The organism is Xanthomonas massiliensis (genome assembly GCF_900018785.1).
GTDB classification, from domain to species: Bacteria; Pseudomonadota; Gammaproteobacteria; order Xanthomonadales; family Xanthomonadaceae; genus Xanthomonas_B; species Xanthomonas_B massiliensis.
The window spans coordinates 436,592-461,441 of the sequence record NZ_FCOY01000007.1; the positions used below are offsets into that span (position 1 = coordinate 436,592).

General features: G+C 70.5%; 17 protein-coding genes. 6 read left to right on the top strand and 11 right to left on the bottom strand.

Annotated features, from left to right (window positions below; translation table 11 throughout):
- Nucleotides 1-14 precede the first annotated feature (14 nt).
- The gene (locus BN3794_RS12020) at nt 15-659 is read right to left on the bottom strand and encodes a histidine phosphatase family protein (RefSeq protein ID WP_066097572.1); all 645 of its coding nucleotides are present in this window, start codon (nt 657-659) and stop codon (nt 15-17) included.
- A 115-nt stretch (nt 660-774) separates the two neighbouring features.
- Nucleotides 775-2,862, bottom strand: coding sequence for a S46 family peptidase (locus BN3794_RS12025; RefSeq protein WP_187128077.1), 2,088 nt, complete (start codon nt 2,860-2,862; stop codon nt 775-777).
- A gap of 232 nt (nt 2,863-3,094) precedes the next feature.
- On the opposite strand from BN3794_RS12025, the gene tdh reads away from it, so the two are divergent.
- Both tdh and kbl read left to right on the top strand, forming a co-directional pair.
- On the top strand, nt 3,095-4,126 hold the full coding sequence (tdh, locus tag BN3794_RS12030) for an L-threonine 3-dehydrogenase (RefSeq protein ID WP_066097576.1): 1,032 nt from the start codon (nt 3,095-3,097) through the stop codon (nt 4,124-4,126).
- A gap of 43 nt (nt 4,127-4,169) precedes the next feature.
- Nucleotides 4,170-5,363, top strand: coding sequence for a glycine C-acetyltransferase (gene kbl, locus BN3794_RS12035; RefSeq protein WP_066097578.1), 1,194 nt, complete (start codon nt 4,170-4,172; stop codon nt 5,361-5,363).
- A gap of 38 nt (nt 5,364-5,401) precedes the next feature.
- Here kbl and BN3794_RS12040 read toward each other — a convergent pair whose 3' ends face one another.
- The 4 genes from BN3794_RS12040 to BN3794_RS12055 all read right to left on the bottom strand — a co-directional run bounded on the left by BN3794_RS12040 (nt 5,402) and on the right by BN3794_RS12055 (nt 10,303).
- Nucleotides 5,402-6,205, bottom strand: a complete 804-nt coding sequence (locus tag BN3794_RS12040; RefSeq protein ID WP_066097579.1) for a pseudouridine synthase — start codon at nt 6,203-6,205, stop codon at nt 5,402-5,404.
- 9 nt (nt 6,206-6,214) lie between these two features.
- Entirely contained in the window at nt 6,215-6,712 is a 498-nt protein-coding gene (locus BN3794_RS12045) for a hypothetical protein (RefSeq protein ID WP_066098843.1), read from the bottom strand.
- A 216-nt stretch (nt 6,713-6,928) separates the two neighbouring features.
- A complete protein-coding gene (locus BN3794_RS12050) occupies nt 6,929-8,014 on the bottom strand; it encodes an OmpA family protein (RefSeq protein ID WP_066097581.1) in 1,086 nt (361 codons plus the stop codon).
- Between the two features lie 237 nt (nt 8,015-8,251).
- Nucleotides 8,252-10,303: an LTA synthase family protein gene (locus tag BN3794_RS12055; RefSeq protein ID WP_160330921.1), complete on the bottom strand. Its 2,052-nt coding sequence runs from the start codon at nt 10,301-10,303 to the stop codon at nt 8,252-8,254.
- Nucleotides 10,304-10,452: 149 nt separating this feature from the next.
- Here BN3794_RS12055 and BN3794_RS12060 point away from each other — a divergent pair, with 149 nt between their 5' ends.
- Both BN3794_RS12060 and BN3794_RS12065 read left to right on the top strand, forming a co-directional pair.
- Nucleotides 10,453-12,501 carry an NADPH-dependent 2,4-dienoyl-CoA reductase gene (locus tag BN3794_RS12060; protein ID WP_066097584.1) on the top strand — a complete coding sequence of 683 codons (2,049 nt, stop codon included), beginning with the start codon at nt 10,453-10,455 and terminating at the stop codon, nt 12,499-12,501.
- 291 nt (nt 12,502-12,792) lie between these two features.
- Nucleotides 12,793-13,251 (top strand): cell wall hydrolase, encoded by a 459-nt coding sequence (locus BN3794_RS12065; protein ID WP_066097586.1) that lies wholly within the window; start codon nt 12,793-12,795, stop codon nt 13,249-13,251.
- 46 nt (nt 13,252-13,297) lie between these two features.
- On the opposite strand, the gene BN3794_RS12070 is transcribed toward BN3794_RS12065, so the two are convergent.
- From BN3794_RS12070 to BN3794_RS12080, 3 genes are all read right to left on the bottom strand, one after another.
- A complete protein-coding gene (locus tag BN3794_RS12070; protein ID WP_066097588.1) occupies nt 13,298-13,798 on the bottom strand; it encodes a hypothetical protein in 501 nt (166 codons plus the stop codon).
- Nucleotides 13,799-13,869: 71 nt separating this feature from the next.
- Nucleotides 13,870-15,744: a propionate--CoA ligase gene (gene prpE / locus BN3794_RS12075; protein WP_066097590.1), complete on the bottom strand. Its 1,875-nt coding sequence runs from the start codon at nt 15,742-15,744 to the stop codon at nt 13,870-13,872.
- A 181-nt stretch (nt 15,745-15,925) separates the two neighbouring features.
- A complete protein-coding gene (locus tag BN3794_RS12080; protein WP_066097592.1) occupies nt 15,926-17,551 on the bottom strand; it encodes an acyl-CoA synthetase in 1,626 nt (541 codons plus the stop codon).
- A gap of 596 nt (nt 17,552-18,147) precedes the next feature.
- Here BN3794_RS12080 and BN3794_RS12085 point away from each other — a divergent pair.
- Together BN3794_RS12085 and BN3794_RS12090 are read left to right on the top strand one after the other, a co-directional pair.
- Nucleotides 18,148-20,970, top strand: a complete 2,823-nt coding sequence (locus BN3794_RS12085; protein ID WP_160330922.1) for a TonB-dependent receptor plug domain-containing protein — start codon at nt 18,148-18,150, stop codon at nt 20,968-20,970.
- Nucleotides 20,971-21,519: 549 nt separating this feature from the next.
- Nucleotides 21,520-22,707, top strand: a complete 1,188-nt coding sequence (locus tag BN3794_RS12090; RefSeq protein WP_066097596.1) for an FAD-dependent oxidoreductase — start codon at nt 21,520-21,522, stop codon at nt 22,705-22,707.
- A gap of 560 nt (nt 22,708-23,267) precedes the next feature.
- Here BN3794_RS12090 and BN3794_RS12095 read toward each other — a convergent pair.
- Nucleotides 23,268-24,254 (bottom strand): malate dehydrogenase, encoded by a 987-nt coding sequence (locus tag BN3794_RS12095; protein WP_066097599.1) that lies wholly within the window; start codon nt 24,252-24,254, stop codon nt 23,268-23,270.
- 89 nt (nt 24,255-24,343) lie between these two features.
- The gene (locus BN3794_RS12100) at nt 24,344-24,838 is read right to left on the bottom strand and encodes a peptidylprolyl isomerase (RefSeq protein ID WP_066097600.1); all 495 of its coding nucleotides are present in this window, start codon (nt 24,836-24,838) and stop codon (nt 24,344-24,346) included.
- Between the last annotated feature and the right edge of the window lie 12 nt (nt 24,839-24,850).

Below are 24,850 nucleotides of genomic sequence, written 5' to 3' on the forward strand. Positions count from 1 at the left end.
GTACCCTGCCCGCGCTACAGCGCGCGGTGCAGGGCCTCGCCGAAGAACGGGGTGTGGTGGGCGCAGTCGTTCAGGCGCACCACGTCCAGGTGCTCCACGTCCGGGCCCTCGAGCAGGTTCAGCGTGGTCGGGGCCTGGCGGAAGCTCCACAGCCGCGCCAGCGGGATGCCCATCACCCGGCACAGGATCACCCGGTTGACCGCATCGTGGGCGACCAGCAGCAGGGTGTCGTCGGCCCCCAGGCCCTCGCCGGCACGGGCCAGGCCGCGCCAGGAACGCTCCAGCACCTGCCGCAGCGATTCGCCGCCGGGCATCAGCACCGTGTCCGGCGCCTCGCGCCAGGCGGTCAGGCGCACCGGGTCCTTGGCGGCGATCTCGCTGGCCAGCAGTCCCTCCCATTCGCCGTGGGCGATCTCCTGCACGTCCGGCTCGGTCTGCAGCATGGCCGCGCGCGCCGGCCCGAGCGCGAAGCGCGCGGTGGCCTGGGCCCGCGCCAGCGGCGAGGCCACCGCGCGGTCGATGCGCACGTCCCGCAGGCGCTCGCCCAGGGCGCGGGCCTGGGCCTCGCCCACCGGCGAAAGCGGGATGTCGATCTGGCCCTGGTAGCGGCCTTCGGCGTTCCACGGCGTCTCGCCGTGGCGGGCAAGCAGGATGCGCATGCGGTTCCTCGAAGCGGGCCGATAGCGGCCACGGCGGCTGCGAATGATAGCCGCTCGGCCGGCCGGACTCTGTCCGGCCCCGCCCCACACCCCCCCGGGGCGGCGCCGGTCCGGATCAGCGCGCCAGGTCCAGCTCCCGCAGCAGATGCGGCGCCGGCGCCACCTCCTTCATGATCCACTGCAGGTAGCGGCCGTCCACGGCGATCATGCGCGTCATCGCCGGGTCGAACACCCAGTTGCTGCTGACCGACTCCCAGTTGCCGTCGAAGGCCAGGCCGACCAGCTTGCCGTGCGCGTCCATCACCGGCGAGCCGGAATTGCCGCCGGTGATGTCCAGGTCGGACAGGAAATCCACCGGCACCGAGCCCAGGCGCGGATCGGCCAGCCCGGCGTAGCGCTTGGCCTTGACCGCGTCGAGCAGGGCCTTGGGCGAGGCGAACGGATCGGTGCCGGTCTCCTTGGCGGCCACGCCCTCCAGGGTGGTGAACGGGGTGTATTCCACGCCGTCCCGGGGCGCATAGCCCTTGACGTTGCCGAAGGTGATGCGCAGCGACAGGTTGGCATCCGGGTAGACGGCCTCGCCCTGGCTCTTCTTGTAGTCGGCCAGCGCCTGCAGGTAGACCGGGCGGTACCTGAGCTGCTCGCCGGCCTCGGTCTTGTCCTGCTTCTCGAGCGCCAGCAGCGCCGGCATCACCGCCACGGCGTAGCGGATCGCCGGATCGTCGCTGGCCTCGAACGCGGCGCGGTCGGCGGCGAGCCATTTCATGCGTTCGCCGGTATCGCCGAGCCGGGTACCGTCCAGGCGCGCGACTGCGGCCTGCACCGCCGCCGCATCGCTGCCGCCGAGCCAGGCATCCACGGCCGGCACCCGCTGCGCGGCCGGCAGGGCGGCGTACCGGTCCAGCCAGAACCGCTGCAGCTGCGCGTCCATCGCCGGCACGTAGCGGCGCTCCATCTGCTTCATCGCGCCCTCGATCGCCGGCAGGTCGCGGTCCTGGTAGCCGGCCTCGCGCTGCGCATCGGGCTTGGCGCGCTCGATCGACAACCGGTACAGGGTGATCGCCGCACCGATCGCGCCGGTATGGTCGAACTGGCCGAGCACGAAGTCGCGCTGCTGGGTGGCCTTGCCCTGCTCCACCAGTTCCACCAGGGCGTCGTGCGCGTCCAGCGCCGGCTGGCCGGCGGCGCCCTGCTGCCGCAGCCAGGCCAGCACGGCGCCTTCCTCGGCCTGCTTGCGGCCGAGCGCATCGATGCGCCGGAAGCCCTCGAGCTGGCCGCGGTAGTTCTTGCTGGCGTTGTTCCAGCCGGCCAGCGCGCTGGCGTACTTGACCTGGATGTCCGGATCCTGGCGCCCGGCCTTCTCCACCAGCGCGATCACCTGCTCGAAGGTCTGCGCCACGGTGGGATAGACCCAGCCGGCGGTGTTCTCGAACTCGGCCACCAGCGCGTAGCGGTTGGTGCGGCCCGGGTAGCCGGCGACCATGACGAAGTCGCCCGCGCCCAGCGGCTGGTCAGCGAACTTCAGCCAGTGCTTCGGCCGATACGGCACGTTGTCCCGGGAATACGCGGCCGGCTTGCCGTCCTTGCCGACATAGGCGCGGTAGAAGGAGAAATCGCCGGTGTGGCGCGGCCACATCCAGTTGTCGACATCGCCGCCGAACTTGCCGACGCTGTCCGGCGGTGCGTAGACCAGGCGCACGTCGCGGATCTCCAGGTTGCGTGCCAGGCGGTAGGCATTGCCGCCGGAGAAGCTGTACAGCGTGCAGCGGTAGCCCGGCTCGGCCTCGCAACCGGCGACCTGCTGCTTGCGGAAATCCTCCAGGGCCTGCGTGCGCGCCAGCGGGTCGTCCCCGGCGGCGGCGATGGCGGCCTTGGCCGCGGCGGTGACATCGCTCATCGACTCGAGCACGTACACGCGCGCATTGGGCCCGGCGCTGAGCTCGTCGGCCGGGGTCGGCGCGTTGAAGCCGTCCTTGATCAGGTTCTTCTGCGGCGTGGAATTGAGCTGGATCGCGCCATAGGCGCAATGGTGGTTGGTCACCACCAGGCCCTGGGGCGAGACGAAGCTGGCGGTACAGCCGCCGAGCGCGACCACCGCGCCGATCGGATCGCCGGTCAGGTCCGCGAGCTGCTCGGGCGCCAGCTTGAGGCCGGCCTGGCGCAGCGGGCCGGCGATCTCCGGCAGTTGCTGCGGCACCCACATGCCTTCGGCGGCCCGGGTACTGGAGGCCGCGCCCAGCGCGGCGGCGACGGAAACGGCAAGCAGTGGGATGCGCATCGGTCGATCCGTAATGTAATGAGGTAACAATATTACCGGCCAACCGGCGTCCGCCGCGCATGACCGATGGCACCCCCGCGACGCTGCACTGCGGCGGGAGATGGTTCCAGATGCAACCTATACTGCGCCCCCTTTCCCCAGTCACGGGTGCGCCCGCATGGCGGCAACGATGAAGGCCCTGGTCAAGCGCGAGGCGGCCCGCGGCATCTGGATGGAGGACGTGCCGGTACCGGCGCCCGGTGCCAACGAGGTACTGATCCGGGTCGAGAAGACCGCCATCTGCGGCACCGACCTGCACATCTACCTGTGGGACGCGTGGGCGCAGCGCACGATCCGCCCGGGCCTGGTCGTGGGCCACGAGTTCGTCGGCCGCATCGCCGCGCTTGGCCCGGGGGTGACCGGCTACCAGGTCGGCCAGCGCGTATCGGCCGAGGGCCACATCGTCTGCGGCCACTGCCGCAACTGCCGTGGCGGCCGCCCGCACCTGTGCCCGCATACCGTCGGCATCGGCGTGAACCGCGACGGCGCCTTCGCCGAGTACATCGTCATGCCGGCCAGCAACCTGTGGCCGATCCCCGACAGGATCCCGTCCGAACTGGCCGCGTTCTTCGACCCGTTCGGCAACGCCGCGCATTGCGCCCTGGAGTTCGACGTGGTCGGCGAGGACGTGCTGATCACCGGCGCCGGCCCGATCGGCGTGATTGCCGCCGGGCTGTGCAAGCACATCGGCGCGCGCAACGTCGTGGTCACCGACGTCAACGACTACCGCCTGGCGCTGGCCGCGGACATGGGCGCCACCCGCGTGGTGAACGTGTCCGAGACCCCGCTCAAGGAGGTGATGGCCGACCTGCACATGGAAGGCTTCGACGTCGGCCTGGAGATGAGCGGCAACCCGCGCGCCTTCGCCGACATGCTCGACTGCATGTACCACGGCGGCAAGGTCGCCCTGCTCGGCCTGCTGCCGGCCGGCACCGGGATCGACTGGGACCGGATCATCTTCAAGGGCCTGACCGTGCAGGGCATCTACGGCCGCAGGATGTACGAGACCTGGTACAAGATGACCCAGCTGGCGCTGTCCGGCTTCCCGCTGGGCAAGGTGCTCACCCACCAGTTGCCGGCGCGCCAGTTCCAGCAGGGATTCGACCTGATGGAAGCCGGCCGCTGCGGCAAGATCGTGCTGAGCTGGTGAGCCCGGTCGCCACCCGCCCTCCCCATCTTCCGGTGCCGCCCCCATGTCGCTGACCCAACGCTACGCCGACGAACTGGAGCTGCTGCGCGAGCAGGGCCTGTTCAAGTCCGAGCGCGTCATCACCAGCCCGCAGTCGGCGCAGATCACCCTGGCCGACGGCCGCACGGTGCTGAACTTCTGCGCCAACAACTACCTCGGCCTGGCCGACCACCCGGACATCGTCGCCGCCGCCAAGGACGCACTGGACACGCACGGCTTCGGCATGGCCTCGGTGCGCTTCATCTGCGGCACCCAGGACCTGCACAAGCAGTTGGAACGGACCATCGCCCGCTTCTTCGGCACCGAGGACACGATCCTGTACGCGGCCTGCTTCGATGCCAACGGCGGCCTGTTCGAGCCGCTGCTGGGCGAGGACGACGCGATCATCTCCGACGCGCTCAACCACGCCTCGATCATCGACGGCGTGCGCCTGTGCAAGGCCCAGCGCTTCCGCTACGCCAACTGCGACATGGCCGACCTGGAAGCGCAGCTGCAGGCGGCCGACGCCGCCGGCTGCCGCACCAAGCTGGTCACCACCGACGGCGTGTTCTCGATGGACGGCTTCATCGCCCCGCTGGACCAGATCACCGCGCTGGCGCAGAAGTACGGCGCACTGGTGCACATCGACGAGTGCCATGCCACCGGCTTCCTCGGGGCGAGCGGGCGCGGCTCGGCCGAGGTCAAGGGCGTGCTGGACCGGATCGACATCGTCACCGGCACCCTGGGCAAGGCCATGGGCGGCGCGCTGGGCGGCTTCACCACCGCCCGCGCCGAGGTGATCGAACTGCTGCGCCAGCGTTCGCGCCCGTACCTGTTCTCCAACTCGCTGCCGCCGCACGTGGTCGCCGCCGGGATCAAGGCCTTCGAGATGCTCGACGCCGCCGGCGAGCTGCGCGAGCGCCTGCGCGAGAACACCGCGTATTTCCGCAGGGAGATGGCCGCCGCCGGCTTCGAGCTGAAGCCCGGCACCCATCCGATCTGCCCGGTGATGCTGTACGACGCGCCGCTCGCCCAGCGCTTCGCCACGCGGCTGCTGGAGGAAGGCATCTACGCCATCGGCTTCTTCTTCCCGGTGGTGCCCAAGGGCCAGGCGCGCATCCGGGTGCAGCTCAGCGCCGCGCATACCCGCGCGCACCTTGACCGGGCCATCGCGGCCTTCACCCGCATCGGCCGCGAACTGGGCGTGCTGGAGGCCTGAGCGGCGGACCGCCGCCCTCGGCACGCGCCGTCGCCGGTTCACCGCGACGGCGCGGCCAGCGCGCGCACCTCCTCGGCGGTCAGCGCGCGCCACCGGCCCTTCGCCAGTTCGCCCAGCGCCAGATCGCCGACGGCCACGCGCACCAGCCGCAGCACCTCGATGCCGTGCGCGGCCAGCAGGCGGCGGATCTGCCGGTTGCGGCCCTCGTCGAGCACGATCTCCAGCCACGCGTTGCGCTCGCCCTGCCGCAGCAGCTTGGCCGATCGCGCGGCCAGGTGCTCGCCGCCGTCCTCGACGCCGCGTTCCAGCGCGGCCAGCAGTGCGGCATCGGGCCGCGCGTCCACCTGCACGTGGTAGGTCTTGTCCGGCCCGGATTCCGGGTCGGCGATGCGCGCGGCCCACTCGGGGTCGTTGCTGAACAGCAGCAGGCCTTCGCTGGCCTTGTCCAGGCGCCCGACCGGCGCCAGCCACGGCAGGCCGGCGCCGTCGAAGGCGCGGTAGACCGTGTCGCGGCCGTGCTCGTCGCGGGCGGTGGTCACCAGCCCGCGCGGCTTGTTGAGCATCAGGTAGTGGCGCGCCACCGCAGCCAGCGGCAGGCCATCCAGGCGGATGCGGTCTTGCGCGCCGCGCGCGACGGGGAACTCCGGATCGCGCACCACGCGCCCGTCCACGCTCACCCGCCCGTCGACGATGCGTTGCGCCGCCTCGTTGCGCGAACAGATGCCGCACTTGGACAGCACGCGTGCCAGGCCGTGGCGAACGCCCCCGGCGGCACGGGCCGGCGTGCGGACACGCCCGGCTTCCCCGGTGCGCCGCCCCGGCGGCGGCCGACGCGCGCTCACGCGGGAGGATTACTGCTTCTGCACCGGATCGGCGGCCTGGGCTTCCACCGCTGCCGGCGCCGCTGCCGGACGCGCCTTGACCACGCGCACGCCGCGGGACTTCATCCAGGCGTCGAACTCGTCGGCGGTCATGCGCTTGCCGTTCTGGTTCATGTTGAAGCGCCACGGCGTGTTGTCGAATGCCGTCTGCGGCTTGTAGGCGGCCGGATCGTCGGCCAGCGTTCCGGCGGCGGCGGGCAGCGCGTTGGCCACCTGCTGGCAGCCCTCCACGCGCAGGCGCAGCAGCACCCGGTCCACCGACTGGTCGCTGTCGTAGCTGGTCGCGAGCACGCCGGCCGGCATGCCCAGCTGCACGCTGCGCGTATACAGCTCGGCCGAGGCCGGCGCCACCGCCGTGGTCGGCAGCGGCAGCGGCTGGGCGAGGCTGGCAGTCGAGCAATCCGCCGCCGCGTGGGCGGCCGGCGCCAGGGCGAGGGCGAACAGGGCAACGAAGACAGGGCGCGACATCGGGCAGTCCAGGGTGGCGGATACGCCGCGAGTGTAGGCGGCGCGGCACGGCCATTTCAACCACCACATGCGCTTGCGCCCGCAAGCCCATGTCGGCCAAGGGATTTCCGACACAAAGGTGAATGGGCAACGATCCCCTTCCACCGTGCGCCCTCCCCGGAACGACAAAGGCCCGGCAATGCCGGGCCTTTGCGTGGAGCCGTGGAGAACGTCCGATCAGTTCTGGACGTTCAGCTCGGTGCGACGGTTCTTCTCGCTCTTGCAGGCCGGGAAGGTCTGCGGGGTCGGCTCCAGCGGACGGCTCTCGCCGTAACCGATCGGGCCCACCAGGCGCGAGGAATCGATGCCGTTCTTGGTCAGGAAGTCGTACACGGCCGTGGCGCGACGCTCCGACAGCTTCTGGTTGTAGGCCTCGGTACCGCACAGGTCGGTGTGGCCGGCAACCTCGACGCGCAGGTCGGGGTAGCGCTGCAGGATCTGCACGGCTTCGTTCAGGATGGCCACCGCGTCAGGACGCAGGGTCGCCTTGTCGAAGTCGAAGTTCACACCCTTCAGGTCGATCGACACCGGCACCGGGCAGCCGTCCGGACCGATGGTCTGGCCAGGCTGGGAGTTCGGGCACTTGTCGTCGCAGTTGTTGACGCCGTCGCCGTCGTCGTCCAGGTCGGCGCAGCTCGGCGCGGCCGGCGGCGGAGCCACGACCGGGGCCGACGGGGCGGGGCCCAGCGGGATCACGACGCCGATCGAAGCCAGCGTGTCACCGAACCAGTTCTCCTTCGGGGCGACGATGCTGCTGTCGTCGAAGTCGCCACGGTAGGCCACTTCGGCGCGCACGGCGACGCGGTTCTCGAAGGTGGTCTGCAGGCCGACGCCGACCTTGGCGGCGAACTCGGTGTCCTTGCGCTTGCCGGGGGAGTTCGGGTTCGGGTTGGCGTCGAACTCTTCCTCGGTGCGCTGGGCGCCCAGGCCGAACAGCAGGTACGGATTCCAGCCGCGGCCTTCCTTGATGAAGTGGCGACGCAGATCGAACGAAGCGCCGTACTGGCTCCAGTTCAGGTCCTTGTTGCTCTCGAAGTTCGGGTTCTGGTAGTTCAGCTCGAAGTCCAGGGACCAGTTCGGGCTGATGAACTTGCCGACGCCCAGGGTGCCGAACGGGGTGTCGTCGGTCTTGCGGTCGCCGTCCTGGAAGTTGTAACCGGCCGAACCGGTCAGGTACCAACGGTCATCGAAGTCCTGGGCGGACGCCACGTGGGCGACTGCCAGGCCGCTCAACAGCGCAGCGGCAAGCATCTTCTTGTTCATGGATACAGCTCCTTGTTTCAGGGGTATTGAAAACGGGTTAGGCATTCGTTTGACAGATGTCTCGTCGAACATCCCGGACGGCCGTCCCACACGCCATCGCGGCGCAGATTATGCGCGAGTCGGTGAAGGCGGTGTTAACGGTCACATAACACATGTGAAGACCCAGATTCCTGCCTCCCACCGGGTTGACACCCAGACAGGTTCGTGAAGTCGGCGCCTTTCGTCAAGCCGTCGCCCTCAGGAACGGCGGCGGGCGGCGATGACCACCCGCCGGATGTACCAGTCGCGCAACCCGAGCAGGGCGACGTAGCGCCGGGCGCGGGCGGCCACCTCGGGCGCCGGCGCCTGCCCCACCGTGGCGACGTGGCGATCGTCCAGCCAGCGGTGCAGCAGCGGCTGCTGCAGCGGGAACAGCACGCCCTCGCGCAGGTACAGGCGCTGTCCCTGGGCGAAGGCGGCGCCGCCGTCCGCGGCCGGCGCCAGCAGGTCGCGGCCGCTGGCGAAATAGCGCTGTCCGGGCGCGGCCAGCGCCGCCAGGGTCGGCACCAGGTCGCCGTGGCCGGCGATCGCGGCCAGGTCCGGCGGCGTCGCCGGGCGCAGCGCCGCCGGCACGCGCAGGTAGCCGAACACCCGGTCCACGTCGGGCTGCTCGTCGGGCAGCACGTAGCGGAAGTGCTCGCGCAGGTTGTGGTCGCCGGCCGCGGCGACGACGGTGTGCTCGCCCAGCCCCTGCGCGTCCAGCCCCTGCAGGAAGGCGCCGAACTGGTCGGCCTGGTACTGGTAGGTGGCCAGGATCCGGCGCAGCTCCGCCGGCGGCAGGCTGCCCGCCCGCGGCCCGAGCGCGGCCACGTCCAGCGGCAAGGCGGGGTGCGGCGTATCGAGCTTGTAGGGCGGGTGGTTGGTCGTGGTCAGCACGAACACGAACAGGCGCTCGCCCTTGTGGTCGGCCTGCTGCAGCAGGTCGGCGACGAAATCGAAGACGTACTTGTCGTAGATGCCCCATTCGGTGCCGCCGGCCCCGGGGAAGCGCTGGCGGATGTCGCGCGCGTCGTAGATGCGCTCGAAGCCCTGGTGGGCGAAGGTGCGCCCGATGTTGCGCCAGTCCGCTCCGCCGGCGTAGACGAAGGCGGTGTGGTAGCCGGCCGCCAGGAACGGCAGCGCGGCGGAGTTGGGGAACCGGATGTCGGCATTGCCGCCGCGGGTCAGGGGGGTGATCGGCGAACCCAGAAGCAGGTATTCCAGCTCCGGGTGGGTACCGTTCTGCCCGGCGACGAAGTTGCCGAAGCGATAGCCCTTGGGCAGCTCGGCACGCAGGCGGCCGAGCATGTCGTTGCGCGGCCCGTCCACGGTGAGCAGGTCGGCGCCGAAGGATTCCAGCAGCGCCAGCACCACGTGCGGCGAGGCCGACGGCGGTCGCGCGCCCCCCGGCGCGACCGCGAACAGGTCGCGGGCGACGGCCTCGTCGGAGGCATCGCCCGGCAGGCCGGCGGCATGGGCGGCATCGGCCACGCTGGCGAAGCCGAGCTGGCGCAAGCCCACGGTGGGATCGTTGCCGATGTCGATCTCCTTGTCGCGCTGGCGGACCGCCTTGTACAGCTCCACCGGCGCGTTGAGCACCAGGGTGTTGACGAACGGATCGGCCGAATAGGCCACGTCGCGCCGGACCAGCGGGAACGTCCCGACGCTGCCGCGCGCCAGCAGGAGCAGCAGCAGCACCTGCACCAGCACCAGGGCGGAGGCGGTCCAGCGCGAGGCCGGTGCCGGCCAGTACCGGGCCAGCATCCGCGCCAGGCCGCGCCAGAGCAGCACCATGAGCGCCACGGCCAGCACCAGCACCGCCAGCATCCGCAGCACCGGGTAGCCCTTCCAGATGGTGAGCAGCACGGCGCGCGTGTCGTCCTCGAACAGGCCGAACACGATCGGGTCGAAGCGGGTCTTGTAGAACCCGTAATAGAAGTATTCGCACAGCCCGGCGAGCACGATCGCCGCCAGCAGCCCGGCCCCGGCCAGCAGCACCAGCCATGCGCCACCGCGACGCCACCCCGCCAGCCGCAACGGCAGCGCCAGCAGCGCCAGCAGCAACGCCGCCAGGGCACCGACCACCAGGTCGAAGCGCACGCCGTAGCCGAACGCGACGGCCGCCCCGGCCAGCCCGCGCCCGCCGCCGTAACCCAGCCACAGCGCCAGGCGCGCGCAGAAGCCCAGCACGATCACGCAGGCCACGAAGGCCCACAACGCGGGAAACAGGCGCGGGGCCCGGGAAGCCTGCACAGCGGGGGATCTGGACACCATGGTCGTTCCGCGGCGCAGGGCCGCCCGGCGATGAAGCGCGCGATTGTAATGCGGCTGTCATGGGAACGCCGTCGTACCGCGCGGCTTGGAACCGCGCCGGGTTTGGCCCCAGAATGGATGTCCCATACGCCAGCGTATCCAGCGCCATGACGCCAGCCCTGCCGCCCGAGGAAGGCTCCGCCGCCTACCCCCATCTGTTCGCCCCGCTGGACCTGGGCTTCACCACCCTGCGCAACCGCGTGCTGATGGGGTCGATGCATACCGGGCTGGAGGATCACGCGCGCGACTTCCCGCGCCTGGCGGCCTACTTCTCCGAGCGCGCCGCCGGCGGCGCGGCGCTGCTGGTGACCGGCGGCTTCGCCCCGAACCTGGCCGGCTGGCTCAAGCCCTTCGGCGGCACCCTGTCCTGGCCGTGGCAGGTGCGCCGGCACCGCCAGGTCACCGCGGCGGTGCATGGCCACGGCGCGAAGATCTGCGCCCAGCTGCTGCACGCCGGCCGCTATGGCTACCACCCGCTGTCGGTGGCCCCGTCCCGGATCAAGTCGCCGATCACGCCGTTCACGCCACGGGCGCTGAGCGCACGCGGCGTGGAGCGGCAGATCGCCGCGTATGCGCGCGCCGCCCGCTACGCCCGCGAGGCCGGCTACGACGGCGTGGAGGTGATGGGCTCGGAGGGCTACCTGATCAACGAGTTCACCGCGCCGCGCACCAACCGGCGCGGCGACGCCTGGGGCGGCAGCGCGGAAAAGCGCATGCGCTTCGCCGTGGAGATCGTGCGCCGCGTGCGCGAGGCGTGCGGCCCGGACTTCATCATCGTCTACCGCCTGTCGCTGGCCGACCTGGTCGAGGACGGCAACGCCTGGGACGAGATCGTCGCCCAGGCCCGCGCGGTGGAGGCCGCCGGCGCGACGATCATCAATTCCGGCATCGGCTGGCACGAGGCCCGCATCCCGACCATCGCCACCTCGGTGCCGCGCGCGGCCTGGGCCGGGGCGACCGCCAGGATCAAGCCGCACGTGGCGCTGCCGGTGGTCGCCAGCAACCGCATCAACATGCCCGAGGTGGCCGAGGGCATCCTCGCCGGCGGGGACGCGGACATGGTGTCCCTGGCACGGCCGCTGCTGGCCGATCCGTACTGGCCGGCCAAGGCCCGTGCCGGCCGCGCGGCGTCGATCAACACCTGCATCGCCTGCAACCAGGCGTGCCTGGACCACGTGTTCGCCGGCAAGCTGGCGACCTGCCTGGTCAACCCGCGCGCCGCGCACGAGACCGAACTGGACTACGCCGCCACCGCCGCGCCGAAGCGGATCGCGGTGGTCGGCGCCGGCCCGGCCGGGCTGGCCTGCGCGACGGTGGCGGCCGAGCGCGGCCACGCGGTCACGCTGTTCGATGCCGGCGCCGAGATCGGCGGCCAGTTCAACGTGGCCAAGCGCATCCCCGGCAAGGAGGAATTCCACGAGACGCTGCGCTACTTCGGCCAGCGGCTGCGCGAGACCGGGGTGGCATTGCGCCTGAACACGCGCATCGAGGCGGCCGCCGACCTGGCCGGGTTCGACGAGGTCGTGCTCGCCACCGGGATCGTGCCGCGCAAGGTGGATTTCCCGGGTGCGGACCATCCCGGCGTGGTCGGCTACCTGGACGTGCTGCTCGGCCGGGTGGTGGCAGCCGACAAGGTGGCCATCATCGGTGCCGGCGGCATCGGCTTCGACGTGGGCGAGTTCCTGGTGCAACCGGGCCCCTCGCCGTCGCTGGACGTGGCGCGCTGGCAGGCCGAATGGGGCGTGGACCCGGCGTTCGCCAGCCGCGGCGCGCTGGCCACCGCGCACCCGGAGGCGTCGCCGCGCCAGGTCTGGCTGATGCAGCGCAGCCCCGGCAAGCCCGGCGCCCGGCTCGGCAAGACCACCGGCTGGATCCACCGCGCCACGCTCAAGGCCAAGGGCGTGCGGATGCTGGGCGGCGTGGACTACCTGGGCTACGACGAAGCCGGCCTGCGCATCCGCGTGGACGGCGCCGAACAGCTGCTGCCGGTGGGCACGGTGGTGGTGTGCGCCGGCCAGGAGCCGCGTCGCGAACTGGTCGAGATGCTGCGCGCGGCCGGCATCACCCCGCACCTGATCGGCGGTGCGGACGTGGCCGCCGAACTGGATGCCAAGCGCGCCATCGACCAGGGCAGCCGGCTCGCCGCCGCCCTCTGACGCCCGGCGGCGGCGGGATTTCCGGCCGCCAACAAAGCTGAATGTCAACTCCAATCGTTCAGGCGCGATTGGGTTTTTGCCGCCTACCTTGCGCGCACTTTCACGACGCCCGCCGCATTGCCGGCGGGTCCCCTCCGGCAGGCGAAGGCGTCCCGTTCCCTTCGCCGACCGGATGCAAGAAGGCGACCTGCCAGAGCGGTCGCCTCCCCATAACGCCAAGCCCCCCCACGGCCCACTTGCCTGCTTCGGCGGCAAGCGCGCCCCGGTTCGGCCCATACGGAGCAAGGAGTCATGAAACTCGCCTGGATCCTGTGGCTGTCGCAGATGCTGCCCCAGCCCGCCGCCGATTCGCTGTGCCTGAGCACGACCGTGTACCTGGAAGCCCGCGACCAGACCCCGCGCGGCCAGCAGGCCGTCGCCGAGGTGGCCCTGCGCCGCCTGGACAGCGGCCTGTGGGGCGACTCGATGTGCGCGGTGGTGACCGCGCGCAAGCAGTTCGCGCCCAGCCTGGTGGCGCCGGCCACCGAGCTGGCCAACAACTCGGCCTGGGACAAGTCCGTGCACGTGGCGCTGTCGGCGCAGCGCAACTGGGCGTTGCCGATCGGGCAGCGCAAGGAGATCGTGCCCGGCGCCAGCCACTTCGCCGCGCACGCGATCGCCAGCCCCTCCTGGAGCAACGCCGCGCAGGTGGCGACCATCGGCGACCACACCTTCTACAAGGTGCAGCCGCTGCGTCCGCGCTCGTCCTGACGCGCTGTCCCGAATACCCGGGGGCGACTGCCGCCGGGCGCCGCGTTCAGGCCTGCTCGTCGCCGGCGAGCAGGGCGTGCGACTCCTGCAGCCAGCGCGTGGCCGTGCCCTCGTCGTGGTGCTTGCGCAATGCCTCGGCCATCTCCGGCCACAGCGCGCGCAGCGCTTCGGCATCGGCGCAACACTCGATCTTGAGCTGCATGAAATAGCCGCGCAGGCCCAGGCGCCGGCGCACCGTTTCGCTCATCCAGCCGTACAGCAGGTGGTAGCGCTCGACCTCGGGTGGAGCCACCGTCGCCGTCGCCTCCGGCGGCGGCGGCGCAGGCGCCTCCTCGGCCGGGCCCTCGCGCTCGATCAGGCCCAGCGCCGCCAGCTGGCGCAGGGCATCGTCCGGCGCGCGCAGGCCCGCGACCACCTCCGCCAGTTCGGTATCGCTGCGCTTGCCGTCCACCACCAGCAGGATCGCGCGCAGCGTCGGGGCCAGGCGCAAGGCCCGGTCCTCGATCTCGCGCCGGCCCGCCGCCGTCTTCGCGTACTTCGCATCCAAGGCTTCCCCTCCCCCAAAGGCCCCGCAGCCGCGGCCGTGCCCGCGGGCCGCCATCCCCTTTCCCGCCGCGCTCAGGCGTCCAGCGCGCGCCGGATCCCCTCCAGCGCCCCCGGATCGTCCAGCGTGGACAGGTCGCCCGGGTCGCGCTTCTCGGCCAGGGCCTGCAGCGAACGGCGCAGCAGCTTGCCCGAGCGCGTCTTGGGCAGCGCGTTGACCAGGTACACGCGTGCCGGCCGCGCCACCGCGCCGAGCTGGTCGGTGACCTGCTGCATGATCTGGGCGATCGCCGCGTCCGGGTTCTCCGGCGCCTGCTTCAGGGTCACGAACACGATCGGCACCTGGCCCTTGAGTTCGTCGGCCACGCCGACCACCGCCGCCTCGGCCACGCTGGCGTGGCTGGAAACCGACTCCTCGATCTCGCGCGTGCCCAGGCGATGGCCGGCGACGTTGATGACGTCGTCGGTGCGGCCGAGGATGAAGGTGTAGCCGTCCTCGTCGCGGATCGCCCAGTCCAGCGAGCTGTACAGCAGCTCCTTGAAATGGCTGAAGTAGCTGCTGATGAAGCGCGCATCGTCCTGCCACACGGTGGACAGGCAGCCCGGCGGCAACGGCGGTTCCATCACCAGCACCCCCTTCTGGCCGGGCCGCACGGTCTGACCGGTGGCCTCGTCGATGACCTTCATCTTGTAGCCCAGGTTGGGAAAGCCCGGCGAACCGAACTTGACCGGCTGCATTTCCAGCCCCGGCAGCAGGGTCAGCGCCGGCCAGCCGGTCTCGGTCTGCCAGTAGTTGTCGATCACCGGCTTGCCCAGCGCCGCGGAGATCCACAGCGCGGTCGGCTCGTCCAGCGGCTCGCCGGCCAGGAACAGGTACTTGAGCGTGGACAGGTCGTGCTCGCGGATGTACTTGAGGTCGTGCTTCTTCAACACCCGGATCGCGGTGGGCGAGGAGAACATGGTGCGCACGCCGTACTGCTCGCACAGCGCCCACCAGATGCCCGGGTCCGGATGGGTCGGCAGGCCCTCGTACAGCAGCGAGGTGCAGCCGCCGATCAGCGGGCCGTAGACGTTGTAGGAATGGCCCACCGCCCAGCCCACGTCGGAGGTGGAGAACATCACCTGCCCGGGCGCGCAGTCGAACACGGTGCGCATCGACTGCGCCATCGCCACCGCGTAGCCGCCGACGTCGCGCTGCACGCCCTTGGGCTTGCCGGTGGTGCCGGAGGTGTAGAGCAGGTAGCTGGTCTCGTTGGACTCCAGCCAGGCCACCGGCACCTCGGCATCGCCGACCTCGGCGCGCAGCGCGGCGTACTCCACGTCGCGTCCCTCCACGCGCGGCTGCGCCGGATCCAGCCCGCGCGAGACGATGAGCACGTGCGGCGGCGCGAACTGCGCCTGCGCACAGGCCGCGTCGACCATCGGCTTGTACGGGATCACCTTGCCGCCGCGCATGCCGGCGTCGGCCGCGATCAGCAGCTTGGGCCTGGCATCGTCGATGCGCACGGCCAGGTTGTGCGCGGCGAAACCGCCGAACACCACCGAATGGATCGCACCGATGCGCGCGCAGGCCAGCATCGCGAACACCGCCTCGGCCATGTTCGGCATGTACACCACCACGCGGTCGCCGCGCCCCACGCCGAGCCTGACCAGGACCGCGGCGAACGCATTCACTTCGCGGTACAGCTCGCGGTAGGTGATTTCGCGGGTGACGTCGGTCTCGGTGGATACCGCCACCAGGGCCAGCTGGTCGGCACGCTCGGCCAGGTGCCGGTCCACCGCGTTGTAGCAGAGGTTGGTTTCCCCGCCGACGAACCACTTGCGGAACGGCGGGTTGGAATAGTCCAGGATCTGCTGCGGCGGCTTGTGCCAGTAGATCGCCCGGGCCTGTTCGGCCCAGAACGCCTCGGGCTGCTCGATGGAGCGGCGATAGACTTCTTCGTAGCGCATTGTCGGTTCCCTCCCGGACCCTGGATGACCCAAGCATAGGAGGCCGGCGGCAGCGCGCCCGTGCGACCTTGGTCGATGCTTCGACCAAGGTCTTACGCAGCGGGGAACACGGCAAATGCGCGGGAACCGGGCACCGGCCGCGCCACGGCACGCGCCCGCGGCGGATGCGGCCGCGCGCGGGTTACTCGACGTCCCGCGCGCGCTCGCGCAGCACGAACTTCTGCACCTTGCCGGTGGCGGTGCGCGGCAGCTCGCCGAACACGAAGAAGCGCGGCACCTTGTAGCCGGCCAGGTGTTCGCGGCAGTATGCCTGCAGGCCTTCCGGCGGCGCCTGGTCGGGCGACTTGAGCTCGACGAACGCGCACGGCGTCTCGCCCCACTTCTCGTCCGGGCGCGCCACCACCGCGGCGGCCATCACCGCCGGATGCCGGCACAGCGCGTCCTCCACCTCGATGGAGGAGATGTTCTCGCCGCCGGAGATGATCACGTCCTTGGAGCGGTCGCGGATCTTCACGTAGCCGTCCGGGTACACCACCGCCAGGTCGCCGGTATGGAACCAGCCGCCCTCGAAGGCCTGCGCGGTGGCGCGTGGATTCTTCAGGTAGCCCTTCATGGTGATGTTGCCGCGGAACATGATCTCGCCGATCGCCTCCCCGTCCCACGCCACCGGCTGCATCGTCAGCGGGTCGAGCACCTGCATGTCCTCCTGCAGCAGGCAGGCCACGCCCTGGCGGCTGTTGAGCTCGGCGCGCTCGGCCAGCGACAGCTCGGCCCAGTCCGGGCGCGGGATGCACAGCGAGGCCGGGCCGTAGACCTCGGTCAACCCGTACACGTGGGTGATCTCGAAGCCCATCCGCTCCATGCCCTCGATCACCGCCGCCGGCGGTGCCGCGCCGGCCACCTGCGCCTTGACCCCGTGGATGCCCTCCTTCCATTCCTCAGGCGCGGCCACCAGCGCGCTGTGGATGATGGGCGCCCCGCAGAAGTGGGTGACGCCGTGCTCGCGCATCAGTTCGAACACGTGCCGGGGATCGAACTTGCGCAGGCACACGTTGATGCCCGCCGTCGCCGCCACCGTCCACGGGAAGCACCAGCCGTTGCAGTGGAACATCGGCAGCGTCCACAGGTAGACCGGGTGCGGCGGCATGTTCCAGTCGATGATGTTGGCCACCGCGTTGAGGTAGGCGCCGCGGTGGTGGTAGACCACGCCCTTGGGATCGCCGGTGGTGCCGGAGGTGTAGTTCAGCGACACCGCGTCCCACTCGTCCGGCGGCAGCTGCACCGGGAAGTCCGGATCGCCGCCGGCCAGGAACATTTCGTACTCGATCTCGCCCAGCCAGTCGCCGCCCACGATTTCGGCATCGTCCACGTCCACCACCCGCGGCGGCTGCTTGCACAACTGCAGCGCGCGGGCGATCACCGGGGCGTACTCGCGGTCGCTGAACAGCACCTTGGCCTCGCCGTGGTCGAGCATGAAGGCCAGGGTTTCCGCGTCCAGGCGCGTGTTGAGCGCATTGAGCACCGCGCCGAGCATGGCCGGGCCGTAGTGCAGTTCGACCATGGCCGGGATGTTGGGCAGCATCGCCGCCACCGTGTCGCCGCGGCCGATGCCCCACTGCTGCAGGGCCGAGGCCAGGCGGCGGCACCGTTCGTGGACCTGCGCCCAGTTCAGGCGGCGCGCGCCATGGATCACCGCGGTGCGATAGGGATGGACCTGGGCCGCCTTGCGCAGGAAGGTCAGCGGCGAGAGCGGGGTGTAGTTGGCCTGGTTGCGGTCCAGGTCGCGTTCGTAGGCGGCTTGCGCCATCGTCGTTCCCCTCTGAGCGGCATGTTGGAGTGCAGCAAAGGGTAGCCGCCGGCGCCTGCCCGGCCCTTTCGACCTTGGTCGAAGCCGGGCGATGGCCTGCTCCGGTTCGGTACCTTCGCACCGCCGGCATCGGTGGCAATAGCCGACGCTTGCGCGGACACCGGCGCACCCGTCTCGCCCTCGCCCGCCCGGAAGCGGCGATCCGATGCGATCGCATGACCGGCGGCACCGGCACGTAGCCGGGGCACGCATGCGTCGCCCCGCACCGATGCCATTACTGGAACAACGCAACGGACGGCGGCCACCGGCCAATGTCCATCCGGCCCCCCCCTTCGCCGCGCGGCCGGCCTCCGGCGCCACCCCGGCGGGGAGCAACGGCCTACCCGCTTGCACCGGACCCACCCAACGCGACCGGCATCACCATTTCACTTGTTGCACATATTTGTCGGCACGTGCCAGGCATCGCCGGGCACGGCAACAAGGGGATCGCATCCAGCATCGACTCGCCGTGGCGGCCCCCTGGGCTGCAGGCCGATCCCTGCAAGGTCGCAAGCAATCTCGCGCGTGTCCCTCCCCCTTCCTGGAATGAGCCGAGCATGAAAGCCACCGCCCCCCGCTTCCGCAGCACGTCCCCCCGCTTCCGGCGCGATCCGTTGTTCAGCATGATCGCCCTGTCCCTCGCCATCGCCGGCAACGTCCAGGCGCAGGAAGCCTCCGGCGGCGGCGAGGCCAAGACCCTGGACAACGTCATCGTCACCGGCACGCGCCGGACCGGCATGTCGGTGGACGACAGCCCGGCGCCGGTGCAGATCGTCACCGCCGAGGCGCTGCAGCAGTCGGGCGCGCCGGACCTGATGAACCAGCTCGCGTTCCAGGTGCCCAGCTTCAATGCCAGCCAGCAGGGCACGGACATGACCAGCGCCACGCTGGTGGCCAACATGCGCGCGCTCTCGCCCAACCACACCCTGGTCCTGGTGAACGGCAAGCGCCGCCACTTCACCTCCAACGTCGCGGTGACCGGCAGCTACGCCGGCGCGGCCTCCACCGACCTGAGCTTCATCCCCACCAGCGCGATCGCCAGTACCGAGGTGCTGACCGACGGCGCCGCCGCGCTGTACGGCTCGGACGCGATCGCCGGCGTGATCAACCTGATCACCAAGAAGAACAGCAGCGGCGGCAGCGTGTCGGCCGGCACCTCCGGCTACGACGACGGCGGCGGCTTCACCACCAACTACCAGGGCAACTTCGGCTTCGGCGGCGACAACAGCTATTTCAACATCGCCCTGGAGAGCGAGCGGCGCGACACCATCAACCGCCCCGGCGCGCCGTATGGCGCCGCCGCGTGCGTGGCCGACCGGCTCGCCGACCCGGTCAACGGCTGCCCGGCCACCGGCACCACGACCACCGCCAGCGGCTACCCCAGTTCCACCGGTACCGCCGCGCTCGGGCGCGAGAACGAATACAACATGGTCTACGACGGCTGGTTCCCGAACAACAACCACCAGGGCGACTCGCCGGCCATCCAGCGCGACATCGCGTTCATGAGCGGCGGCTTCTTCCTGGACAACGGCGCCGAGGTGTACGGCACCGGCAGCTTCGGCAAGAAGAAGACCCAGAGCTGGCAGAGCTACCGCCGCCCGTCGCAGGACGGCGGCGTGGACCTCAACGGCGACGGCGACCGCACCGACCCGATCGGCGGGATCGGCGTATACAGCGGGCAGCCGCTGACCGAGGCGGACATCAACAAGTATCCCTATGGTTTCAGCCCCTCCATCGACACCGACGAGAAGGACTGGGAGATCGGCATCGGCATCACCGGAGAGCTGGCCGGGTGGACCTACGACCTGTCCACCAACTACGGCAAGAACCAGATGGAGATCTACAACACCCACTCGATGAACTTCAGCCTGTGGAACGAATCCGGCGCCTCCCCGGACAGCTTTTATGTCGGTCGCTTCAACGCCACGCAATGGGACACCGCGCTGGACGTGAGCCGCGACTTCGACTGGGGCATGGCCAAGCCGGCCACCGTGGCCGCCGGCCTGGAGTACCGCAAGGACACCTACGGCATCGACCCGGGCGATGCGGCCTCGTACTACGGCGCCGGCTCGGCGGCGTTCCCCGGCTACAACCCGGCCGCGACCGGCGAGTGGGAGCGCAACAACAAGGCCGCCTTCGTCAACGTGATCGTCAATCCGACCGAGCGCTGGATCGTCGATGCCGCCGCGCGCTACGAGAAGTACAGCGACTTCGGCAGCAAGGCGGTGGGCAAGCTGACCACCCGCTTCGACTTCAGCGATGCCTTCGCCGTGCGCGGCACGATCAGCACCGGCTTCCGCGCGCCGACGATGGGCGAGAACTACTACACCGCCATCCAGGTCGGCCCCACCGCCGCCACCGCCACCCTGCAGGCCGCCAACGTCGGCAGCGGCCTGAAGCCGGAGACCAGCAAGAACATCAGCCTCGGCCTGGTGTTCAAGCCGCTGGAGAACCTGACCAGCACCCTGGACGCCTACCAGATCCGGATCGACGACCGCATCCGCCTCGGCAGCACCCTGAACTACTCGACCAGCCAGAGCACCAACACGCTGTGCGGGCGCACGCCCGGCTGCGTGCCCGACTCGAACCTGCCCGATCCGGCCGACACCAACCGCGACGGCATTCCGGACGATACCTACAACCAGACCCTGGGCATGGCCCTGGTCGCCGGCGGCTTCATCTCGCAGTGGAACGACCCGACCGCGGCCGGCGGCAGCATGGACGCGACCGCGCGCGCCAACATCGGCCTGAACTTCTTCACCAACGCGATGAACACCAAGACCACCGGCGTGGACTGGGTGACCACCTACAACAGCGAGTTCGACTGGGGCCGCATCGACTGGGTGCTGGCGGCCAACTACAACAAGACCAAGGTCACCCGCGTCGGCAACGCGCCGGCCGATCTCGGCGGGCTGCCGCTGCTGACCGACGCCGACGTCGCCTCGGTCGAGCACAACAGCCCCAAGTACCGGGTCAACCTCGGCGCGACGATCCACTTCAGCGACAAGCTCAGCCTCAACATCCGCGAGAACGTCTACGGCCCGCAGTACACGCTGGGCACCACCAGCGCGTATGCGGCGTATCCGCAGATCATGGACACGCTGGACCTGGTGACCCTCAACGGCGTCACCTACTACAAGCTGGAGATCGGCACGCTGTACACCACCAACGTCGAGCTGACCTATCGGCCCAGCAAGAACCTGCGCTTCAGCATCGGCGCCGACAACCTGTTCAACGCGTATCCCGACAAGACCCCGGCCGCGATCCTCGAGTACAACATCGAGCGCTACGCCAGCACCGGCGCACGCGATTACATCCTCGGCAGCCCGCTCGGCTTCTTCGGCACGCGCTGGTTCGCCAAGCTGGCCTACGAGTGGTGATCGCCCGGCGGCGTCGGCAGTGATGCGAGGGCGCTGCCTCGATCAGGCCGCGGTGCCGGTATCCATCGCCGGCACCGCGGCCTGCCGCTGTGGCCACCGCTTCCGGCCCGCGTCCGCATCCGGGAGACGTCGTGGCCGCGCACGCAGGAAATCCAGCAAGGGAAGTACATGCCGGCCACGCAGCCGGTGGCCACGGAAGTGCCCGGGCGGGACCGCCACGGCCAGTCCGGCAGGCGGCAGCGGTCCCCGGCAAGCGATCCTGCCACGGCGCATCGGCATCGGCATCGGTCGCGGCATCGGCCGCGGACAAGACACTCGAGGTATGTGCGGGCACCGTGGCGTGGCCACCGCCCCGGCCGGCCCGGGCACCGGCAGGTACGATGCTCCGCGGCGGGAGACGGCGTACGCCCGCCCGCCATGACCGATACCGATACCGATACCGATACCGTGCAATGTGCCGCAGGTGACCGCATGCGGTCCGTCCTGCGGCATCGGGAAGTCGCAGTCGTCGCCGGTGCCGAGCCGGCCCATCCAATCCGAGGAATCCAGATGCAACGTCGCAATTTCCTGCATGCCGTCGGTGGCGCGAGCGTCGCCGCCCTCGGTGCCGGCATCGCCGGCAACGCCCTGGCGCAGGCGGCGCCGGCGGCCATGGTCCCTCCCGGGCAGAAGCCACACTTCCTCCCGGTCCCGCCGCTGGCCAGGGTGCGGGCCTCTCCCGAGCGGGTGATCTCGGTCGATGTATGCACCCGTCCGTTCCGCGCCCAGGGACCGCGCATCGAGGCGGAAAGGGTCGGGCGCAAGACCGTCATCCACAGCTACGGGCACGGCGGCAGCGGCTGGTCGCTGTCGTGGGGCACCGGCGAACAGGTGGCGGCGCTGGCGCTGGCCACCGGCGAGAAGGAGATCGGCGTCGTCGGCTGCGGCGCGATCGGGCTGACCGCCGCCCGGGTCATGCAGAAGTACGGCCTGAAGGTACACATCTACGCCCGGGAATTCCCGCCGGCGGTGCGCTCCAGCTTTGCCACCGGCGCGTGGACGCCCGCCTCGCGCATCGTCTCGGCCGACAACGCCACCCCGGAATTCCGCGCGTGGTGGCAGAAGACCGCGCGCAGCTCGTTCCGCATGTACCAGAGCCTGCTCGGCCTGCCCGGCAACCCGATCGCCTGGCAGGACGTCTACCTGCTGTCAGACGGACAGGCCGGCACGACCCACTGGGAAAGCCAGGGCGAGCCGGAATACCCGGACCTGCAGCTGGACCTGATCGAAGGCTTCCATGCCCGCCCGCTGGAACTGGCGCCGGACCAGCACCCGTTCGCCGCCGCCTACGTGCGCCGCAGCGTGAACCTGGTGTTCGGCATCGGCGCGTACTCGAAGATGCTGATGGACGATTTCGTGCGCGCCGGCGGCATCACCGAGCTGCGCGAGTTCGGCAGCCTGGACGACATCGGCAGGCTGCGCCAGAAGGTCGTCGTCAACGCCACCGGCTACGGCGCGCGCGCCCTGGTCGGCGACGAGTCCATCGTCCCGGTGCGTGGCCAGACCTGCCGCCTGGCACCGCAGCCGGAGGTGAACTACAACCTGTACTACACCTCGCGCAACGTCAGCATGACCTCGCGCACCGATGGCCTGCTGGTGCAGAGCCAGGGTGCGCACGACTTCGGCAACGACGACATCCGCCCGGACTACGCCGAGATCCTGCGCAGCGTGGACGCACTGGCCCAGGCCTTCGCCTGACGATGACGCGGCGGGGCCGGGCCTGCACCCGGCACCCGCCTTGCGAGCCATCGCGGCAACGGCCCGGCATCGACGCCCGGGCCCGGTCGAGCGCGCGCACTCCGGGCCTTCGGGCACCGTCTGCCTGGCCGGGCTGCGGTGGCCCCGCTTGCCACGCAGCGCCACGCTGCGTTTCCACTGCCACCGGCACCTCGACCGGTGCCGCGCACGCTGCACCCCGCCTCGCCCGCCCAGGAACCGCGCGCTTCCTCCTGGCCAGCGAGGTCGTGTCGCCACGCATGGTGCGCGGGCTCCGCCCCGGCCACCCGGCTGGCACGGCTCCGGTGCAACGGGAGGCATCTCCCGGGCATGGCGTCCGACCGCCCGGGAGCGCCCGCCCATGGCCATCGCGAACGGCGCCGCCTGCCCTGCCCGGGTGTTGGCGAGTCCACCGGACCGGTCGTGCGCCGTCCTCCTCGCGGCGAGGCCCGCCCTTCTCCTTGCTCCTTCCCCCAAAAAAAACGCCACCCCGAAGGGCGGCGTCCGTATCGCTGGCCGGGGCGCGGTACGCCCCGCCGGCCTTACTTGAGCAGGTGCGCCACGCCGGCACGCTCTTCTTCCAGCTCGGCCAGGGTCTTGTCGATGTACTTCTTGCTGAAGTCGTCGATCGGCAGGTCCTTGACGATGGTGTACTTGCCGTTCTCGGTGGTCACCGGGAAGCCGAAGATCACGCCCTCCGGGATGCCGTAGGAACCGTCGGACGGCACGCCCATGGTCACCCACTCGCCGCCGCTGCCCAGCACCCAGTCGTGGATGTGGTCGATGGCGGCGTTGGCGGCCGAGGCGGCCGAGGACAGGCCGCGCGCCTCGATGATCGCCGCGCCGCGCTTGCCCACGGTCGGGATGAAGGTGTTGGCGTTCCACTCCTGGTCGTTGATCGCCTCGGCGATGGAGGCGCCATCGGCGGTGGCGAAGCGGTAGTCCGGGTACATGGTCGGGCTGTGGTTGCCCCACACCACCAGCTTGCGGATGCCGCCGACCGGCTTGCCGAGCTTGTGCGAGAGCTGGCTCAGCGCGCGGTTGTGGTCCAGCCGCAGCATCGCGGTGAAGTTCTTCGGATCCAGGTCCGGGGCCGACTTCATGGCGATGTAGGCGTTGGTGTTGGCCGGGTTGCCGACCACCAGCACCTTGACGTCGCGCTTGGCGACCTTGTTCAGCGCCGCGCCCTGGGCGGTGAAGATCTTGGCGTTCTCCAGCAGCAGGTCCTTGCGCTCCATGCCCGGGCCGCGCGGACGCGCGCCGACCAGCAGGGCGATGTCGGCGTCCTTGAACGCCACTTCCGGATCGTCGGTGCCGACCATGCCGGCCAGCAGCGGGAACGCGCAGTCGTCCAGCTCCATCATCACGCCCTTGAGCGCGGCCTGGGCCTTGTCCACCGGCAGTTCCAGCAGCTGCAGGATCACAGGCTGGTCCTTGCCGAGCATCTCGCCGGAGGCGATGCGGAACAGCAGGGCATAACCGATCTGGCCGGCGGCGCCGGTCACGGCAACACGAACGGGGGTCTTCATGGGGTATTTCCTCTGCGATGAAACGTGGGAGAGCGCGACCACGGCGCTCCTAGACGAAGACGGCCGCCCGTGCCGGGCAGCCGCCGTGATCAGGCATCCAGGACCTTGTTCCACTCGGCCACGCGGTCGGCCTTGGCGGCCAGCGCGGCATCGGCGTCGCCCTCGATGGTGACCTTGTTGATCACGTCGCCCTGCTGGACGGCATCGACCACGTCCTGGCCTTCCAGCACCTTGCCGAACACGGTGTGGCGCCCGTCCAGCCACGGCGTGGCGACGTGGGTGATGAAGAACTGGCTGCCGTTGGTGTTCGGGCCGGCGTTGGCCATCGACAGCGTGCCGCGCTCGTGGTGCAGGCCGTTGCCGGTCTCGTCCTCGAAACGGTAGCCGGGGCCGCCGGTGCCGGTGCCGTGGGGGCAGCCGCCCTGGATCATGAAATCGGCGATGACGCGGTGGAAATTCAGCCCGTCGTAGAAGCCGCGCCGGGCCAGGTTGACGAAGTTGGCCACGGTCAGCGGGGCCTTGTCGGGGTACAGCGCGATCTTGATCGGGCCGCGGGCGGTGTCGAAGGTGGCGGTCAGGGACATGGGTTCCTTGGC

Bases quoted from the DNA above. Each gene is read 5' to 3' on its own strand.
- BN3794_RS12020 (WP_066097572.1), bottom strand. From the start codon at position 659: ATGCGCATCCTGCTTGCCCGCCACGGCGAGACGCCGTGGAACGCCGAA.
- BN3794_RS12025 (WP_187128077.1), bottom strand. From the start codon at position 2,862: ATGTGGGTGCCGCAGCAACTGCCGGAGATCGCCGGCCCGCTGCGCCAG.
- tdh (WP_066097576.1), top strand. From the start codon at position 3,095: ATGGCGGCAACGATGAAGGCCCTGGTCAAGCGCGAGGCGGCCCGCGGC.
- kbl (WP_066097578.1), top strand. From the start codon at position 4,170: ATGTCGCTGACCCAACGCTACGCCGACGAACTGGAGCTGCTGCGCGAG.
- BN3794_RS12045 (WP_066098843.1), bottom strand. From the start codon at position 6,712: ATGTCGCGCCCTGTCTTCGTTGCCCTGTTCGCCCTCGCCCTGGCGCCG.
- BN3794_RS12050 (WP_066097581.1), bottom strand. From the start codon at position 8,014: ATGAACAAGAAGATGCTTGCCGCTGCGCTGTTGAGCGGCCTGGCAGTC.
- BN3794_RS12060 (WP_066097584.1), top strand. From the start codon at position 10,453: ATGACGCCAGCCCTGCCGCCCGAGGAAGGCTCCGCCGCCTACCCCCAT.
- BN3794_RS12065 (WP_066097586.1), top strand. From the start codon at position 12,793: ATGAAACTCGCCTGGATCCTGTGGCTGTCGCAGATGCTGCCCCAGCCC.
- prpE (WP_066097590.1), bottom strand. From the start codon at position 15,744: ATGCGCTACGAAGAAGTCTATCGCCGCTCCATCGAGCAGCCCGAGGCG.
- BN3794_RS12080 (WP_066097592.1), bottom strand. From the start codon at position 17,551: ATGGCGCAAGCCGCCTACGAACGCGACCTGGACCGCAACCAGGCCAAC.
- BN3794_RS12085 (WP_160330922.1), top strand. From the start codon at position 18,148: ATGAAAGCCACCGCCCCCCGCTTCCGCAGCACGTCCCCCCGCTTCCGG.
- BN3794_RS12090 (WP_066097596.1), top strand. From the start codon at position 21,520: ATGCAACGTCGCAATTTCCTGCATGCCGTCGGTGGCGCGAGCGTCGCC.
- BN3794_RS12095 (WP_066097599.1), bottom strand. From the start codon at position 24,254: ATGAAGACCCCCGTTCGTGTTGCCGTGACCGGCGCCGCCGGCCAGATC.
- BN3794_RS12100 (WP_066097600.1), bottom strand. From the start codon at position 24,838: ATGTCCCTGACCGCCACCTTCGACACCGCCCGCGGCCCGATCAAGATC.